We start from the raw sequence: 15,437 nt of genomic DNA, 5'->3' as shown, positions 1-15,437 counted from the left end.
GGCTGTGTCAGTCCTCGGCCTCGCCGAGGCCGCGGGCGGCGAGCGCTTCGCCGGTTTGGCGGGCGTAGGCCACGGAGGTGATGAACACGGGCAGGATCAATGCGCGCGGGTTGCGCTCCAGGCCCCGTGCCCGGGCGGAATCGCGGACGTCGGCGAACGTGCCGGCAATGAACGGGATGCTGCGGAGCATGATGCCAATAGTCAGGGCGAAGCGTTCAGGATCAGCGCCGAGCCTCCTGAACGGACGCGCCAGCCGGACAACGCCATCCAGGAGCTGTTGAATGGGTGTGGTGGCGGTGAGCAGGGACGCCGCCACCACGCAGACCAGGATGTTCAGGACGATCCGCGCCGCAGTGGGGCCGCCGAGCTGCCACCACTGGAAGAACCCGATGGCCAACAGCACTGGAGCCAGCGGCCGGACGGCTCCCCAGATCCGTCTCGCGCCGGCGCCTGCCAACAGGAACAGTCCGGTGAGCATGGCCAGCACAGCAGCGGAGATGCGCCAATCCACGATGACGAAGGACGCCAGGCCGCAGGCAAACACAAGCCCGAACTTCAGCGCCAGCGGTGCGCGGTGAAGAAGGGAGTTGCCTGGCACGTAATTGGCCAGGAGGAATCCGTGGCCCCTCACGGAGCGTCCCTGCCTGCCGGATTCAGCCCCTGCAGGCACCACGAACGGTAGGCTGCCACGGCTTCGCCAGGGGCGCCGTCAAATGCCACGCGGCCTGCTTCGATGACCAGGACGCGGTCCATTTCCAGTGCCAGGTCCAGGTCATGGGTGGACATGATGATCTGCTGGTCCAGGTTGGCCAGCGTCCGGCGGAGCAGCTCACGGTTGCGCAGGTCAAGGAGGGTGGAGGGTTCATCCAGGACCAGGACCGCAGGGTTCACTGCGAGCACGGCGGCGAGCGCCATGAGCTGGCGCTCACCGCCGGACAGCTCGTAGATGCTCTGGTCGGCCAGGTGCAGGAGCCCCAGCCGTTCGAGCGCCTGGCTGGCCTGGCGGCGCCGCTCGGGGCCGTTTTTCACGGAACGGCGCAGGGACAGCTCCACATCCTCCCTGCCGGTGGGCATCACCAGCTGGGAGAGGGGATCGGTGAAGACGAAGCCGACGTTCCGCCTGACTTTCCGCACGGCACGCACTGTATCGTCGCCGTCGACCGTCACCGTGCCGGTGGTGGGCTGGATGAGCCCGTTGACCAGGCGCAGCAGCGTGGACTTGCCCGAGCCGTTGGCGCCGATGACGCCCACGCGTGCCTCCTCCAGCCGGAGGGTTACCGCGTCAAGGAGGACTTTGGGCTGTGCGGAGTTCTCCGTTTCGACGGCGACGGACGCCTGGTCAAAGGTCACTGCGGGCATGGCGGGAGGTCCTAGGCGCTTTCGGACGCGGCGGTACGCCGGCGCACGCGGCGGACCAGGACGTCGGGGAAGGCGCGGTGAAGGGCGACGGCGATCGCGGCGGCGAGGACATTCTTGATGATGTCGCCCGGGTAGAAGACCAGGTCGCCCAGGAAGGCCTGCTCCAGGGTGGCCTTGGAGTTCAGCGCGATGCCCAGGATGCCCAGCGAGTGCACAACCACGATGCTCGTGGCCGTGGCAGCCACGAAGAACCAGAGGGCGCGGGCCTTGGTGGTGCGTTTGATCACCACGGTGGCCAGCCATCCCACGACGCCTGCGGCGATGGGGAAGGCGATGATGTAGCCGGCCGAGGGTCCGGCGAGGATGCCCAGGCCGCTGCGGCCCTGGCTGAAGATGGGCAGGCCGGCCAGGCCAAGGAGCGTGTAAAGCCCGACCGCGGCGAACCCGCGGGCCGGGCCCAGCACCAGTCCGGTGAGCATGACGGCCAGGGTCTGGAAGGTGATGGGGACGCCGAAGCCGTTCAGGGCCAGTCCGGGCACCAGGGCTGCGCCGGCCACGAGGGCGGCAAAAACGGCGATCAGCCCAAGGTCAGTGCCGTTCCAGCGGCGGCGCTCCGTCCGCGGGCTGTTCTTGGGGGTGGTCTCGGTATTGCTCATGGTGGTCCTGTCGGGGTTGTACAAGCGGAATCTAATGTACAGCCGACGCTACCGGGGTGGAACACCGCCCATTTTGTAGGGGATCTACTAAACCGGGCCGCGCCTGCCTCGGGCTGGGCACAAAGAGCCCTCGGTCACGGGTCTTGTCGTTTCTTCCGGCGTGTGAGGCCCCCACTGTTGATCGTACCGACGAGGCTCCTATCCACCGGTGGCTGCACCTCTTCCACCGAACGGTTGTCAGACTTTGTTGCGGGAGTCTCCCGTCCTCTGGGTCTTTGGGGAGAAACCCAGGACCAGGTGACGACACCGGCGGCGCCAGGGCGTGGCCCCCGTCCTACCGGCCTCACGTCGAATCGTGTAGGCGCCGCAGGCGCATCTGGCCGGCGCGTATCCCACTGCCATGCCGGCGTACCTTGGTCCTCATGCCCCCATCTGCTCCGATGTCTCGAAACCCTCCGTCCAGAAACCACCGGTTTTGAGACGATTTGAGACGATTTGATGTGTAGCGGTTAGGGCACCTTCACCGTGCAATCATCGTGCGGGGTAAACGTGCATAGGGAGGCCAGCAACGGTGCCGAGGGAAGAATCTTGCCTGGCCGCGCGCTCGGCCACCGGCTTACGGGCGGTACATCGTCACTTCCCCAGGCTGAGCCAATGCGCACTGAGATATCCCTGCTCGTCGTCGTGACAGGATCGACGGATGAACCTAACACCACTTCCAGACGTTCGTGCGGAGCAGGGAAGCGCGTCCGCACGGGACGCGGCCGGAATCTGGGCTCGCGCTACCGCTCTGCGGGATCAACTCCCCGTAATTCCAGCGGTCGACGACAAACTGCCGGGTATTGAATCAGCGCTTGCCCTTGACGGGGCGCTGCTACTAATGGCCCGTACTGGTGATCGCGCGATGGCGTTCTCGATCGTCGTTCCTCGACTGGATGTTTTGGAAGTGCTCTATCTAGCAGTTGACCCGGAAGCCTGGGGCAACGGTCTTGCGCGCCAACTCCTTGATCATGTCCGACGCCACTCGCTGGACGTGCAGATTTCTATGGAGCTTTGGGTTATCGCTGACAACACGAGAGCCATCGCCTCCTACGAAAGTGCCGGCTGGATTCCAACGTCCGACGTTAAGGTTCGCAACTCGCCGGGCCGGCCGGAACGCCGCTACATCCTGTCCCCGTAAGGGGTCGTCAACCGGACGGCTGTGAGAAGCTGAGCGAATGATTCTGGAGCACGCGATCCTCCCCGTCCGTACCGGCAGCGAGTCGGATTTCGAAGAGGCATTCCGGGTGGCGCGACCTCTGATCAGCAGGCAGCCGGGGTTCCGCAGTCTTTCGATTTCGCGGTCGATCGAGTCCCCAAACCTGTACCTTCTCCTCGTTGAGTGGGATTCGATGGAAGCTCACACCGACGGCTTCCGTGGGTCCGCCGACTACGAGCAATGGAAGGGCCTGCTGCACCATTTCTACGACCCGTTCCCGGTCGTTGAGCACTTCACAACGATGCGGTAGCCGATCCCCTTGCGGACAGCCAAACTCGTCTCCTGGTCCGTCTGGATCTGTCTCATGACTCGGGTAAGTAAGAGTCCCGATGTTTCGAGGTGCAGAGGCCTTCGAAGCACCGAATGGGCCCGATTGAATGGGCCGCTGCCCCTCAGTCGGATCCATACCCGGACGGTCGCCTTTGGTGAAGAACACGATCCTGCACGAACGTCCATCGCCTCATAACAGAGTGCAGCGAGATCCTTGGTTGGCCCGGGGCCATGCTGACCCGACGTCGAATATTCAGCGCCTGGTCTCGTACCTGGCCAGCAGCACGCCGTCGGGAAACGGCCGGGTCTCCACCAGGCTCAGGTTTACCCAGTTGTCCAGGGCGGTGAAGAACGGCGTGCCGCCGCCCACCAGGACCGGATGGGTGACGAGCACGTAGTCGTCGATCAGCCCGGCCCGCATGGCCGCCCCGGCGAGTGTGGCACCGCTGATGTCCATGGCGCCGCCGTCGCCGGCCTTGAGCCGGGTGATTTCGGTGACCGCGTCGCCGGTGACCAGGCGGGTGTTCCAGCCGACCGTGCTGATAGTCGAGGAGAACACTGCCTTCGGCATCTCCCGCCAGCGGTGGGCGAACTCGATCTGCGCCGGTGTGGCGCCAGGCTGCTGGTCGGCAGTCGGCCAGTGGGAGCTCATGGTCTCCCACAGTTTGCGCCCGTACAGCGCCAGCCCGGTCACCGCAACCCGGTCCGACCACCATTGGAACAGCTCGTCGCTCGGTACGCCCCAGCCGAGGTTGTCCCCGGGCGCGGCAATGTAGCCATCCACGCTCATGTTCATGGCGAAGGTGAGGTTGCGCATGGCGATAGTCTCCCGTCGTTCGGTATTCGCTGTACAGACCGGCGGTTGACGGAGGTGGACCCGTGTGCGCTCCGCAGGCGATAGGAAGTGCCGGAACGGATCACCAGCGGTAGTCCATACACCGCTGCAAACATCCAGCAGAACTGTCAATTCAGACGTAAATGGCTTCGTGCTGAAAATGCTTTTTAGCAGGCCTCCACAAAATCGAAGTCTATGCAATAACAATGTGGAACTGCTGTGGAAACCCGAAGAATACGTTCCTTTTGCCGTGTAGGGGCAGGGATTAGGGGGAGCCCGGGATTGTTTCGGATGCCCCCAGCAATGACACTGAACGAACTGATAATTGGCGGTGGCATTGGACTCCGGGGAGCTAAATTGATTTATAGTCCGTTTTTCCACAGGGGCGAGCGTGGCAGTAGTTCAAGGAGGGCCGCGCTTTTCCAATTGCTAGGACTTGATCGCTTGGCTTGCGGCCTCCTGACAGCGATGTTGGTTGTGCTGGCTGCTCTGGCAGTGCCGGTCCCGGCGTCGGCTGCCACCGGTGATGTTGGCGTTGAAGGTCCATCGCATACAGGAACGGACAGTCCCACGGGCACCAAGCGGGCCACCAGTTCGCTGTGGTTCACCGACGGCTCCTGGTGGGGCAACCTGTGGAGTTCGGCCACGTCGGATTTCCACATCTTCAGGTTCAATGCCGCGACGGGTTCCTGGGTGGATACGGGTGTGGCAACTGATCCCCGCCCAAGCACCCACCACGACGTGTTGTGGGACGGGAAGACGCTGTATGTGGCCAGCTACCGGTTCGTTAACGACGAGCTGCCGGCTGAGCCCAACTACCCCACAACATTGCGCCGCTACAGCTATGACTCGAGCACCAAAAAGTACAGCCTGCTGAGTTCCACCCAGATCAACAACTCCAAAGTTGAGGTCCTGACCATCGATAAGGACACCACTGGCAGGGTCTGGGCCACGTGGCAGCAGGGAAACAGGATCTACCTCAACGTGACCGCCACGGACGGCAAAACGTGGGGAACCCCCTTCCAGCATCCGGCATCGATGAGCAACGTCTCCGTGGATGACACGTCGGCCGTCATCGCGTTCGACGGGAACATGGGCGTCATGTGGAGCCGGCAGGTCGGCGACTCCACCGATGGCATGTACTGGAGCTACCACGTCGACGGCGCCTCGACCACGTCCTGGAGCACCCCCGTTGCGGCAGTTTCGGGCCAGAGCAGCAGCGATGACCATATGAATCTGAAGTGGCTGGACTCCTCGGGTGGCAGGGTTTTCGCCGCTATCAAGACGTCCTACACGTCAGCATCCCAGCCCCTGATACAGCTCCTGGCACTCAGTGGAACCACGTGGTCGGCGCACACGATCGCAACCGTGGCGGAGTGTCCCAACCGCGTGATCGTGATGATTGACGAGAGCACCCAGCGGCTGCGTACCTTCGCCACCTATCCGAAACCTAGCGGCACGACGGATGCCGGTGTCTGCACCAGTACGGGAGGCGCGATCTACGAGAAGTCCACGCCGCTGGACAAGATCAGCTTCACCACCACCAAGACAGCCCGCATCGTGGACGCCGACCAATATGTGCACAACGTGACCTCGACCAAACAAAACCTCAACAGTGCCGACCGTGGCACGGCGAACAGCGGCCTGCTGGTGCTTGCGGATGCGAATGCGACCAGCCGGTACTGGCACTACTACGATCCGACCGGCGGCGGCAGCACTGATACGGCAGCCCCCACCGTGACGGCGACGTCTCCCACTGCCGGTGCCACCGGTGTGGCGGTGGCGGCGAACGTGACCGGGACGTTCTCGGAGGCCATGACTGCCTCGACGATTACAGCGAACACGTTCACCTTGAAGACGGGGACGACGACGGTGCCGGCCGCCGTGTCGTACAACAGCACAGACAAAGTGGCCACATTGAACCCCAGTGCCGACCTGGCGGCCGGTTCGACGTACACAGCAACCATCACGGGCGGCGTGGCCGGGGTAAAGGATGCAGCAGGCAATCCCCTGGCCTCGGACAGGACGTGGACCTTCACCACGGCTGCGCCCGCACCCGCGCAGACTCCCATTGCGGTGAAGGCGGCGTCACTCAACGGTGGGCTGGGAGCAGCCACCACCCCGGAGATCTACGGCCTGAAGGACAACGGCGGATACCAGTGTTTTGAACGCGGATGCATCCTCTACTCGCCGGCAACAGGGGCCCACATCTCGGTGGGGGCGATCCGCAGTCTTTGGGCGGCCACGGGGTTTGAAAACGGCGGGCTGGGATACCCGGTCACCGACGAAGTGGGCGGGCTCAGGGACGGCGGGGTGTACCAGAACTACCAGGGCGGCGCCATCATCTGGTCGCCGGCAACAGGGGCCCACATCTCGGTGGGGGCGATCCGCAGTCTTTGGGCGGCCACGGGGTTTGAAAACGGCGGGCTGGGATACCCGGTCACCGACGAAGTGGGCGGGCTCAGGGACGGCGGGGTGTACCAGAACTACCAGGGCGGCGCCATCATCTGGTCGCCGGCAACAGGGGCCCACATCTCCGTTGGCGGCATCCGTTCAATCTGGGCCTCCACAGGGTTTGAATCAGGCCGCCTCGGATACCCCACCAGTAACGAATACGCGACGGGCAATGACGGAAGCGTGGCCCAGAACTACCAGGGCGGCGTTATTCACTGGAGCCCGACCCGGTCCTACATCTCATGGTTCTAGCGACTGGACCGGTACATTGTCCGGTTGTTGTCCTGAAACCCCCTGCGACTTGGTAATGTCTGGCCATGCCCATCAAGCTGGAAAACGTCGGCATAGCCGTCCGCGACCTTGACGCGGCCATCGCGTTCTTTACCGATCTCGGACTCACCGTTCTGGGTCGGCAGACGGTCAGTGGAGAGTGGGCGGACACCGCCGTGGGCCTTGACGGGAACCACGCCAAAATCGCCATGCTCCAAACCCCGGACGGCCACGGCCGCCTTGAGCTCTTCGAGTACATCCACCCCGCGGCGATCGAGACTCCACCCACGTTGCCCAACGAGATCGGCATGCACCGCGTCGCATTCTCAGTGGAGGACATCGACGCAGCACTTGAAATCGCGGCGAAGCACGGCTGCCACCCCCTGCGCGGTGTGGCCACCTACGAAGACGTCTACAAGCTGACCTACGTCCGGGGGCCCAGCGGCATCATCGTAATGCTCGCCGAGGAACTGAAGAAGGGCTGAGCGCCCGCTGCAATATACTCCCAACATGCCCTTCTCGCACCCAGCCCTCAATACCCATCGGTCCGTTACCGTGCTGCGCGGAGGCCAGCTGTGAGCGGCGGCCTGGTTGCCCTGCTCGATGACGTTGCGGCCCTGGCCCGGATTGCGGCCGCCTCGGTGGACGACGTCGCGGCCGGCGCCGCCAAGGCTGGGGCCAAGGCCGCGGGCGTCGTGATCGACGACGCCGCCGTCACCCCGCAGTATGTGTCGGGCTCGGACCCGTCCCGTGAACTGCCGATGATCAAGAAGATCTTTTGGGGCTCCATCCGGAACAAGCTCCTGATCATCCTCCCGGCCCTGCTGCTCATCAGCGCGTTCGTCCCGGGAATCATCCCGTTCATCCTCATGCTGGGCGGCACCTACCTCTGCTACGAGGGCGCAGAAAAGGTCTGGCACAAACTCCGCGGCGGCCACGAAGAGGACGGGGGTACCCCGGCGGTGGACCGCGGGCACGATGCAGAGGCCAAGGTGGTCAAGGGCGCCATCACCACGGACTTCATCCTGTCCTGCGAAATCATGGTCATCTCCATGAACGAGGTTGCCGCCGAGTCCATCTGGGTCCGCGCGTTCATCCTGGTCATGGTCGCGTTCGCTATCACGGTGCTTGTCTATGGCGCGGTGGCACTCATCGTCAAGATGGACGACATCGGGGTCCATCTGGCTGCCAAGGACTCTCCCCGCGCCAAGCGCCTTGGGCATCTGCTGGTGAGGGGCATGCCCGCCGTGCTGACCACCATTACCTTGGTGGGAACAATCGCGATGCTGTGGGTGGGCGGGCACATCATGGTGCAGGGGGCACACGACCTCGGCTGGCATGCACCCTATGACCTGATCCATGCACTCGAGCACCCGGTGGCCGGGGTTGCGGTTGTGGGCGGCTTCCTGGCTTGGCTGGTCGACACCCTGTGCTCGGCAGTTATCGGTCTCGCCTGGGGCCTGGTAATCCTGGCAGTCGTAGGACCGCTGCTGAAAGTATTGCCGTTCGGCAAGGCCAAGGGCGGCCACGACGAGCACGCGGAAACGATCCGGGCCGAGGCCCCTGGCCCGGAGAAGCATGACGCCTGACGGACAGCGCGTACCTCGGGAGCGAACCCTAGAACGCGTAGCGGATGCGGCAGTAGGGAGTTAACTTCCCCATCAGTGTGGTGAGCTGCCGGACGTACCCCGCCTTCGCCCGCGCCCGGTACCGGACGTTGCTGAAACCGTTCGACGAGACCTTGGCTTCCTGGAGGTCGGGACGCCACAGGACGTCTTCAGCCTGCGGATGCCAGCCCAGGTTGACCTGGTGCAGCTGGTCATTGTGCGTCAGGAAAATGACTTCCGCAGCCAGCTGCTCCTTGGCCGCCGGCGTCAGGGTCGAATCGAGTTGGCGCAGCAGCTGCTCCCAGTCCGAGAGCCAGGTGTCGGTGATGATGACGGGGGAGAAGTTCACATGCACCTGGTAGCCGGCCTCAACAAAGTCGTTGATGGCGGCCATCCGCTCCGCCACCGGCGACGTCCGGACGTCAATGGACTTCGCCAGGTCCGCGGGCATCAGCGAAAAGCGGATCCGGGTGTGCCCGCCGTGCTCCCAGTCCAGCATTGCCGGGTTGACGAACTTGGTGGCAAAGGACAGCTTCGCATTGGGCAGTTCGCGGAAAAGCGTGACAAGCTCCTCCACGTTGTCGCTGATCAGTGCATCGACCGAGCAGTCACTGTTTTCGCCGATGTCGTAGACCCAGAGTTCCGGGTCGCACTGGTTGGGCTCCAGCTTGATCCCCTGGCGGACGGCGTGCCGCTCAATGGCTCCGGCGATCTGGCCAATGTTGGCGAAGACCGTGACCGGATTGCTGTAGCCCTTGTGGCGCGGCACGTAGCAGTAGGCGCAGGCCATGGCGCAGCCGTTGGCTGTGGAGGGTGCGATGAAGTCTGCTGACCGCCCATTGGGCTTGACGGCCAGCGACTTCTTGACGCCAAGGACCAGCGCTTCTGTCTTGATCCGGGACCAGCGCGGGACGTTGGTTTCGTCACCATGCACGTCCGGAATGTTCCAATGGTTTTCGACCAGTACGACGTCGGCATCCGGCCAGCGTGCCACGATCTCCTGTCCCCGGGGCAGCTCCAACGCGGCAGGCTGGGCGTAGATGCGCCGGATCTGGAGCAGCCGATCGAATTCCATGACCTCATTCTCTCCGACACTCCGGGGCCGCAGGACGCGGTTACGCCCACGGCATCAGCAGCAATTGCCCGCAGCAGGTTCCCGCGGAAAGTGCACTGCTCCGGCGGACGGTAGACTGGACTGTGCCGTTCTCCGGCCACTCTGCCCCAGCGTCCCTTACGTATTACGTGCGCGGACCAGGGCGTTCCCTGTTGTGAAAGGCCTTACCTGCTGTGATTACTGTCCAGGATCTTGAACTGCGTGCCGGTGCCCGGCTCCTGATGGACCAGGTGAGCTTCCGCATCGATAAAGGGGACAAGATCGGCCTGGTGGGCCGGAACGGTGCCGGCAAGACCACGCTGACGCGTGTCCTTGCGGGCGAAGGCCTTCCCGCGGCCGGCAAGGTGACCCGCAGCGGTGAAATTGGCTACCTGCCCCAGGACCCGCGCACCCCTGACATGGAGCAGCTGGCACGGGACCGGATCCTCTCCGCCCGCGGCCTGGACATCGTGGTTGGGAAACTCCGCAAGGCGCATGACGAAATGGCAAGCGACGACGCCGACGTCCAGCGCAAGGCCATGAACCGGTACGACCGGCTGGAGTCCGAATTCCTCGCGGCCGGCGGTTATGCCGCCGAGGCCGAAGCTGCCTCCATCTGTTCCAACCTGGCACTCCCTGACCGCCTGCTGAACCAGCCGCTCAAAACACTTTCCGGTGGCCAGCGGCGCCGCGTGGAGCTCGCACGCATCCTCTATTCCGATGCCGAAACCATGCTCCTTGACGAACCCACGAACCACCTGGACGCCGATTCCATCGCCTGGCTGCGTGACTTCCTGAAAAACCACCAGGGCGGCCTGATCGTCATCAGCCACGACACCGACCTGCTGGAAGCAACCGTCAACAAAGTGTTCCTGCTGGACGCCAACCGTGCCCAGATCGATTTCTACAACATGGACTGGAAGCGGTACCTGCTGCAGCGGGAGACGGACGAGCGTGCCCGGAAGCGTGAACGGGCCAACGCAGAGAAGAAGGCACAGGTCCTCATGGACCAGGCCAACAAGATGCGTGCGAAGGCCACCAAGGCCGTGGCCGCACAGAACATGGCCAAGCGCGCCGAACGGCTGCTCAGCGGACTGGAAGCCGTCCGCGAGCAGGACCGCGTGGCAGCCCTCCGGTTCCCGGACCCGTCACCCTGCGGCAAGACCCCGCTTACCGCCGACGGTCTCAGCAAGTCCTACGGCTCGCTGGAGATCTTCACCGACGTGGACCTGGCCATCGACCGAGGTTCCAAGGTGGTCATCCTGGGCCTCAACGGCGCCGGCAAGACCACGCTGCTGCGCATGCTCGCGGGGGTGGACACCCCTGATACCGGCGAAGTCATCCCGGGCCACGGGCTGAAGGTGGGCTACTACGCGCAGGAACACGAAACCCTGGACCACGACCGCACGGTGCTTGAGAACATGCGTTCCGCTGCGCCGGACATGAAGGACGCCGAGGTGCGCGGCATCCTCGGTTCCTTCCTCTTCTCCGGCGACGACGTCGACAAGCCGGCAGGCGTGCTCTCCGGCGGCGAGAAGACGCGCCTGGCCCTGGCCACCATCGTGGCCTCCAGCGCCAACGTCCTCCTCCTCGACGAACCCACCAACAACCTGGACCCCGCCAGCCGCGCCGAAATCCTGGGCGCCCTGCGCAACTACACCGGCGCCGTCGTCCTGGTCAGCCACGACGAAGGCGCTGTTGAAGCCCTGAACCCCGAACGCGTGGTCATGCTTCCCGATGGCGTCGAAGACCTCTGGAACGAGGACTACCTGGACCTGATCACCCTGGCCTAGCGCACCTTCAGCTCCAGGGCGCCGGTGATCCTCCGGAGCTGGGCGTAGGTGATGCTGAACATTGACTTGTGGTCCCCTGCTCCGGCCCAGAGGGTTTCGTGCTCCTGGAGGCTCAAGTCCAGCAGGGTCCTGATTCGCCGTGGATGGCCGACCGGGGCTACCCCGCCTACTTCCTGGCCGGTATGTTCCAGGACGAAGGCAGGGGAGGCGCGCCGGATCCGGCCCTGGGCCAACTGCCCGGCCACGAGCTTTGTATCGACGCGCGCGGCACCGCTTGCGAGGATCAGCAGCGGCTCACCGTTGAGGTCGAAGACCAGGCTGTTGGTGATGGCCGCCAGATCGCACTCCAGAGCTTTTGCAGCCGCCGCCGCCGTCGGCACCCCGGCTTCAAAGGTCCGCACCGTGTCGCCGACTCCGGCACCCACCAAGGCCGCCCGCACCAAGGCGACAGGGCCGCCGTCGTCCGTGGTCATGCCTCAGTACCCCTGCGCGTCCAGGAGGGCGTCTTCTTCCTCCTCCGCCGTGGCCCTCTTGCGCTTGCGCGGCGGGGCCGGCCGGCGGCGGGAGGCGGGGACGGCTGAATGCACGGCGCCGTCCGGCAGCGCCTCTTCCTCCTCCTCGGCGTCGATCGCTGCATTGCGGGCCTGCTGCCGGGCCGCGTAGCCGAAGCCGACGAACATGAGCACGCCGAAGGCGAACCACTGCAGTGAATAGGACAAGTGTGTGCCCTCGTCCGTGGACGGCTTGGGGAACGCGACGGGCATGTCGGCGGACGGCGGCGTCTCCGACGCAAGCTGGCCGTAGGCCCCCGTGAGCAGGGGATAGCCCAGCTGCGCGGCGTACGTGGGCAGGTCAATCGATGCGAGCTGGCCTTCGGGCGCCCCGCGCTGAAGTTCCGGCTCGCCGTGCTTCAGGCGGACGACGGCGGTGACCTCACCGGAAGGGGGTGCCGGCACCGAATCCGGGCTGCCCGGGTTCTTGTTTCCGATGGGCAGCCAGCCGCGGTCAATAACGACGGTTTCGCCGGTGGCCAGGCGGAAGGGGACCACCACCTCGTACCCCGGCTGCCCGTTGAGCGGGCGGTTGCGGACAATCCGCTGGCCGGCGGCATCGTAGGAGCCCTTCAGCTCAACCTGGGTCCACTCCTTGGCCGGGTCCAGCTGGTTGAACTGGTCCCGTGCCTGCGTGAAGGGGATGGGTGTGGCCGAGTAGTTGCTGACCACGCGGTTGATCTCGGCCAGCGTCTCGGCGCGGCGGTCCATCTGCCAGCGGCCCAGGAAGACGCATGCGGTGGCAAAGATCGCGGCCAGCAGGAGATAGCCCAGCCATTTGCTGGAAAAGAGGAAGCGGTACATTCAGATGTCCTGCTCGGGTGAACCGTCGTCGCCTGGGCGCAGGGGAAGCGTTTCCTTCCAGAGCCCCCGCGTCTGCAGGTAGTCCTCCAGCCAGTCCCGGTGGTCGGCGCAGGCCAGCCAAATCTTGCGGCGTTCAGGCGCATGAATCCTGGGATTGTTCCAGAGGAGCTGCCAGGACGCCTGGGCCCTGCAAGCCTTCCGTGAGCAGATGGCGGCCGTTTCGGATGCCAGGTCCGATCCTGCTGCAAAATCGAAAATGCTCATGATGCCTGCCGCTCCTCCCCGGGCCCGGGCTCCTCATCCTTCACCAGTTCGCCCTGGAGCACAGCGCTTCCCGGCTGGTCTTCCGTATCCGGGAGAACCGGGCTTTCAATCTCGGCCAGGGGAGCGGAATCCAGCAGCAAATCGCTGTGGGCCTCAGCCTTGTCGCTCCCGTTGGCGATGACCACCGCAATCCAGGGCAGGAACACCGCGCCCGCCACGGCAATGATCTTGAACCAGCCGTCCACCACGAAGATCAGGATCAGGCACACCATGCGGATCCCCATCGCCAGGGCGTACTTGATCATCCGCTGGCGCATGTCCTCAGAGTGCGCGCCGGCAGCGTCGGTAATGCTGTGGACCTCGGTGTCGCCGGAGAACCGGCCCGGTTCTTCGGGCGCGGAATGTCCCGCATGGTTTTCAAGGGTCACGGTGAATGATCACGCTCCAAAGGCTTCCCTCAATTCTCGCACCATCGGCAGTGCTGCCCAAACCCGCAGCGGGCCTGCCGCTAAGATCGGAGGCAGCCCAAACCACACCCGCTACCGCGGCGCAGCCTGCCGCAGAATCCGGAGCCCCTCTATGACTGAAACAGCTTCCGCGCCCCGCAGCGTCCTGATCACAGGCGGCAACCGCGGCATCGGCTTGGCCATCGCCCAGGCGTTCCTGGCCAACGGTGACAAGGTGGCGGTGACCTACCGCAGCGAAACCCAGCTGCCTGACGGCATCCTCGGGGTCAAGGCGGACGTCACCGATGAGGCTTCCGTTGACGCAGCGTTCAAAGAAGTGGAGGCTGCCCACGGCCCGGTGGAAGTGCTGGTGGCCAACGCCGGGATCACCAAGGACACCCTGCTCCTGCGCATGAGCGAGGACGACTTCACCTCCGTCATCGACACCAACCTGACCGGCGCCTTCCGTGTCATCAAGCGTGCCTCCAAGGGCATGATCCGGCTTCGCAAGGGCCGCGTGGTCCTGATCTCGTCCGTCTCCGGTCTCTACGGCGCCCCGGGCCAGATCAACTACTCCGCCTCCAAAGCCGGCCTGGTGGGCATCGCCCGGTCCCTCACCCGCGAACTCGGCTCCCGCGGCATCACGGCCAACGTGGTCGCTCCCGGCTTCATCAACACCGACATGACCGCCGAGCTCCCCGAAGCCACCCAGAAGGACTACCTGGCCAGCATCCCCGCCGGGCGCTTTGCCGAAGCGTCCGAGGTGGCCAACGTGGTCCGGTGGATCGCCAGCGACGAGGCCGCCTACATCTCCGGCGCGGTCATCCCCGTGGACGGCGGCCTGGGCATGGGCCACTGACTCGTCCGGACCTTGCCCCTGCAGGAAACTAGCCGGGCGGCGCTTATTTGTCGGAGCCGCACAAGGGATATCGGCAACAGCCGCTGGCATGATGGACTGCAGACCACAACGATTTAGATGTTTTGAACAAAGGAAGCTCGAATGGGACTGCTGGACAACAAGACGGCCATCGTCACGGGATCATCGCGGGGCATCGGCGCCGACGTAGCAAAGATCCTCGCCTCGGAGGGGGCCGCCGTCGTGGTCAACTACCGCCAGAAGGCGCCCCGCGCCAACAAGGTGGTGCAGGGAATTGAAGCCGCCGGCGGACGCGCTGTCGCCGTCGGCGCCGACCTCACCACGCAGGAGGGCGTGCAGGCCCTCGCCAGTGCCGCCATGGAGAACTTCGGATCGCTGGACATCCTGGTGCTGAACGCCTCCGGCGGCATGGAAACCGGCATGGGGGAGGACTACGCCCTGAAGCTCAACCGCGACGCCCAGGTGAACATGCTCAACGCCGCAGTGCCCCTGATGAAGGAAGGTTCCCGCGTGGTGTTCGTCACCAGCCACCAGGCCCACTTCATCAACACCGTCCCCACCATGCCGGCCTATGAGCCCGTGGCCCGCAGCAAGCGCGCCGGCGAGGATGCCCTGCGCGGCCTGATCCCCAACCTGGCGGAGAAGGGCATCTCCCTGGTGGTGGTGTCCGGCGACATGATCGAAGGCACCGTCACCGCCACGCTCCTGGACCGCTCCACCCCGGGCGCCATTGAGGCCCGCCGCGCGGAAGCCGGGAAACTGTATTCCGTGGAGGAGTTCGCCCAGGTGGTGGCCGGCATGGCAACGGCCGACGTCGAATCCGGCCACACCGAGTACGCCGGCGGAGCCGACTACTTCGGCAAGGGCGCCCAGCAGCCTTCCAGCTAGGTACCAGGAACG

At 64.8% G+C, this 15,437-nt stretch carries 17 protein-coding genes; 8 read left to right on the top strand and 9 right to left on the bottom strand.

Annotation, left to right across the window (positions count from 1 at the left end):
- Nucleotides 1-7: 7 nt before the first annotated feature.
- Genes AC6JAM_RS19285 through AC6JAM_RS19275 form a run of 3 tightly spaced genes read right to left on the bottom strand, consistent with a single transcriptional unit; the run spans nucleotide 8 to nucleotide 2,015 of the window.
- Nucleotides 8-631, bottom strand: a complete 624-nt coding sequence (locus AC6JAM_RS19285) for an energy-coupling factor transporter transmembrane component T family protein (RefSeq protein ID WP_056390257.1) — start codon at nucleotides 629-631, stop codon at nucleotides 8-10.
- A complete protein-coding gene (locus AC6JAM_RS19280; protein WP_134165350.1) occupies nucleotides 628-1,359 on the bottom strand; it encodes an energy-coupling factor ABC transporter ATP-binding protein in 732 nt (243 codons plus the stop codon). Before AC6JAM_RS19280 ends, AC6JAM_RS19285 begins: the two co-directional genes overlap by 4 nt.
- A gap of 11 nt (nucleotides 1,360-1,370) precedes the next feature.
- Nucleotides 1,371-2,015, bottom strand: coding sequence for a biotin transporter BioY (locus tag AC6JAM_RS19275; protein WP_018772102.1), 645 nt, complete (start codon nucleotides 2,013-2,015; stop codon nucleotides 1,371-1,373).
- A 700-nt stretch (nucleotides 2,016-2,715) separates the two neighbouring features.
- Here AC6JAM_RS19275 and AC6JAM_RS19270 point away from each other — a divergent pair.
- Nucleotides 2,716-3,195: a GNAT family N-acetyltransferase gene (locus AC6JAM_RS19270; protein WP_018771177.1), complete on the top strand. Its 480-nt coding sequence runs from the start codon at nucleotides 2,716-2,718 to the stop codon at nucleotides 3,193-3,195.
- Nucleotides 3,196-3,232: 37 nt separating this feature from the next.
- Nucleotides 3,233-3,523, top strand: coding sequence for an antibiotic biosynthesis monooxygenase family protein (locus AC6JAM_RS19265; protein ID WP_134164759.1), 291 nt, complete (start codon nucleotides 3,233-3,235; stop codon nucleotides 3,521-3,523).
- 273 nt (nucleotides 3,524-3,796) lie between these two features.
- On the opposite strand, the gene AC6JAM_RS19260 is transcribed toward AC6JAM_RS19265, so the two are convergent.
- Nucleotides 3,797-4,360: a dihydrofolate reductase family protein gene (locus tag AC6JAM_RS19260; protein WP_134164758.1), complete on the bottom strand. Its 564-nt coding sequence runs from the start codon at nucleotides 4,358-4,360 to the stop codon at nucleotides 3,797-3,799.
- A 495-nt stretch (nucleotides 4,361-4,855) separates the two neighbouring features.
- On the opposite strand from AC6JAM_RS19260, the gene AC6JAM_RS19255 reads away from it, so the two are divergent.
- The 3 genes from AC6JAM_RS19255 (at nucleotide 4,856) to AC6JAM_RS19245 (ending at nucleotide 8,691) form a co-directional block, all read left to right on the top strand.
- The gene (locus tag AC6JAM_RS19255) at nucleotides 4,856-7,084 is read left to right on the top strand and encodes an Ig-like domain-containing protein (RefSeq protein WP_497935572.1); all 2,229 of its coding nucleotides are present in this window, start codon (nucleotides 4,856-4,858) and stop codon (nucleotides 7,082-7,084) included.
- 65 nt (nucleotides 7,085-7,149) lie between these two features.
- Entirely contained in the window at nucleotides 7,150-7,587 is a 438-nt protein-coding gene (locus tag AC6JAM_RS19250; RefSeq protein WP_134164756.1) for a VOC family protein, read from the top strand.
- A 90-nt stretch (nucleotides 7,588-7,677) separates the two neighbouring features.
- Nucleotides 7,678-8,691: a DUF808 domain-containing protein gene (locus AC6JAM_RS19245; protein WP_134164755.1), complete on the top strand. Its 1,014-nt coding sequence runs from the start codon at nucleotides 7,678-7,680 to the stop codon at nucleotides 8,689-8,691.
- Between the two features lie 28 nt (nucleotides 8,692-8,719).
- Here the strand turns inward: AC6JAM_RS19245 and AC6JAM_RS19240 are convergent, their stop codons facing one another.
- Complete coding sequence (locus tag AC6JAM_RS19240) at nucleotides 8,720-9,784, bottom strand: spore photoproduct lyase family protein (protein ID WP_018771171.1); 1,065 nt, start codon at nucleotides 9,782-9,784, stop codon at nucleotides 8,720-8,722.
- Between the two features lie 212 nt (nucleotides 9,785-9,996).
- On the opposite strand from AC6JAM_RS19240, the gene AC6JAM_RS19235 reads away from it, so the two are divergent.
- Nucleotides 9,997-11,595 carry an ABC-F family ATP-binding cassette domain-containing protein gene (locus tag AC6JAM_RS19235; protein WP_056390270.1) on the top strand — a complete coding sequence of 533 codons (1,599 nt, stop codon included), beginning with the start codon at nucleotides 9,997-9,999 and terminating at the stop codon, nucleotides 11,593-11,595.
- On the opposite strand, the gene AC6JAM_RS19230 is transcribed toward AC6JAM_RS19235, so the two are convergent.
- The 4 genes from AC6JAM_RS19230 to AC6JAM_RS19215 are packed head-to-tail and all read right to left on the bottom strand — an operon-like array spanning nucleotide 11,592 to nucleotide 13,642.
- A complete protein-coding gene (locus tag AC6JAM_RS19230; RefSeq protein WP_018771169.1) occupies nucleotides 11,592-12,068 on the bottom strand; it encodes a YbaK/EbsC family protein in 477 nt (158 codons plus the stop codon). The genes AC6JAM_RS19235 and AC6JAM_RS19230 overlap by 4 nt on opposite strands.
- 3 nt (nucleotides 12,069-12,071) lie before the next feature.
- Nucleotides 12,072-12,950, bottom strand: coding sequence for an SURF1 family cytochrome oxidase biogenesis protein (locus AC6JAM_RS19225; protein ID WP_018771168.1), 879 nt, complete (start codon nucleotides 12,948-12,950; stop codon nucleotides 12,072-12,074).
- On the bottom strand, nucleotides 12,951-13,214 hold the full coding sequence (locus AC6JAM_RS19220) for a hypothetical protein (protein WP_134164754.1): 264 nt from the start codon (nucleotides 13,212-13,214) through the stop codon (nucleotides 12,951-12,953). It abuts the gene before it with no gap.
- Nucleotides 13,211-13,642: a DUF3099 domain-containing protein gene (locus AC6JAM_RS19215; RefSeq protein WP_018771166.1), complete on the bottom strand. Its 432-nt coding sequence runs from the start codon at nucleotides 13,640-13,642 to the stop codon at nucleotides 13,211-13,213. Before AC6JAM_RS19215 ends, AC6JAM_RS19220 begins: the two co-directional genes overlap by 4 nt.
- A 151-nt stretch (nucleotides 13,643-13,793) precedes the next feature.
- Here AC6JAM_RS19215 and AC6JAM_RS19210 point away from each other — a divergent pair, with 151 nt between their 5' ends.
- Complete coding sequence (locus AC6JAM_RS19210) at nucleotides 13,794-14,519, top strand: beta-ketoacyl-ACP reductase (protein WP_018771165.1); 726 nt, start codon at nucleotides 13,794-13,796, stop codon at nucleotides 14,517-14,519.
- 141 nt (nucleotides 14,520-14,660) lie between these two features.
- The gene (locus AC6JAM_RS19205) at nucleotides 14,661-15,425 is read left to right on the top strand and encodes an SDR family oxidoreductase (protein ID WP_018771164.1); all 765 of its coding nucleotides are present in this window, start codon (nucleotides 14,661-14,663) and stop codon (nucleotides 15,423-15,425) included.
- Nucleotides 15,426-15,437: the final 12 nt, after the last annotated feature.

Source organism: Arthrobacter sp. GmRoot5-12 (assembly GCF_059739365.1).
This window is presented reverse-complemented; position numbering and strand designations above follow the sequence as displayed.

Excerpts from the sequence above, each read along its gene's own strand:
- AC6JAM_RS19280 (WP_134165350.1), bottom strand. The coding sequence starts at position 1,359 with ATGCCCGCAGTGACCTTTGACCAGGCGTCCGTCGCCGTCGAAACGGAG.
- AC6JAM_RS19275 (WP_018772102.1), bottom strand. The coding sequence starts at position 2,015 with ATGAGCAATACCGAGACCACCCCCAAGAACAGCCCGCGGACGGAGCGC.
- AC6JAM_RS19270 (WP_018771177.1), top strand. The coding sequence starts at position 2,716 with ATGAACCTAACACCACTTCCAGACGTTCGTGCGGAGCAGGGAAGCGCG.
- AC6JAM_RS19265 (WP_134164759.1), top strand. The coding sequence starts at position 3,233 with ATGATTCTGGAGCACGCGATCCTCCCCGTCCGTACCGGCAGCGAGTCG.
- AC6JAM_RS19260 (WP_134164758.1), bottom strand. The coding sequence starts at position 4,360 with ATGCGCAACCTCACCTTCGCCATGAACATGAGCGTGGATGGCTACATT.
- AC6JAM_RS19250 (WP_134164756.1), top strand. The coding sequence starts at position 7,150 with ATGCCCATCAAGCTGGAAAACGTCGGCATAGCCGTCCGCGACCTTGAC.
- AC6JAM_RS19240 (WP_018771171.1), bottom strand. The coding sequence starts at position 9,784 with ATGGAATTCGATCGGCTGCTCCAGATCCGGCGCATCTACGCCCAGCCT.
- AC6JAM_RS19230 (WP_018771169.1), bottom strand. The coding sequence starts at position 12,068 with ATGACCACGGACGACGGCGGCCCTGTCGCCTTGGTGCGGGCGGCCTTG.
- AC6JAM_RS19225 (WP_018771168.1), bottom strand. The coding sequence starts at position 12,950 with ATGTACCGCTTCCTCTTTTCCAGCAAATGGCTGGGCTATCTCCTGCTG.
- AC6JAM_RS19220 (WP_134164754.1), bottom strand. The coding sequence starts at position 13,214 with ATGAGCATTTTCGATTTTGCAGCAGGATCGGACCTGGCATCCGAAACG.
- AC6JAM_RS19210 (WP_018771165.1), top strand. The coding sequence starts at position 13,794 with ATGACTGAAACAGCTTCCGCGCCCCGCAGCGTCCTGATCACAGGCGGC.
- AC6JAM_RS19205 (WP_018771164.1), top strand. The coding sequence starts at position 14,661 with ATGGGACTGCTGGACAACAAGACGGCCATCGTCACGGGATCATCGCGG.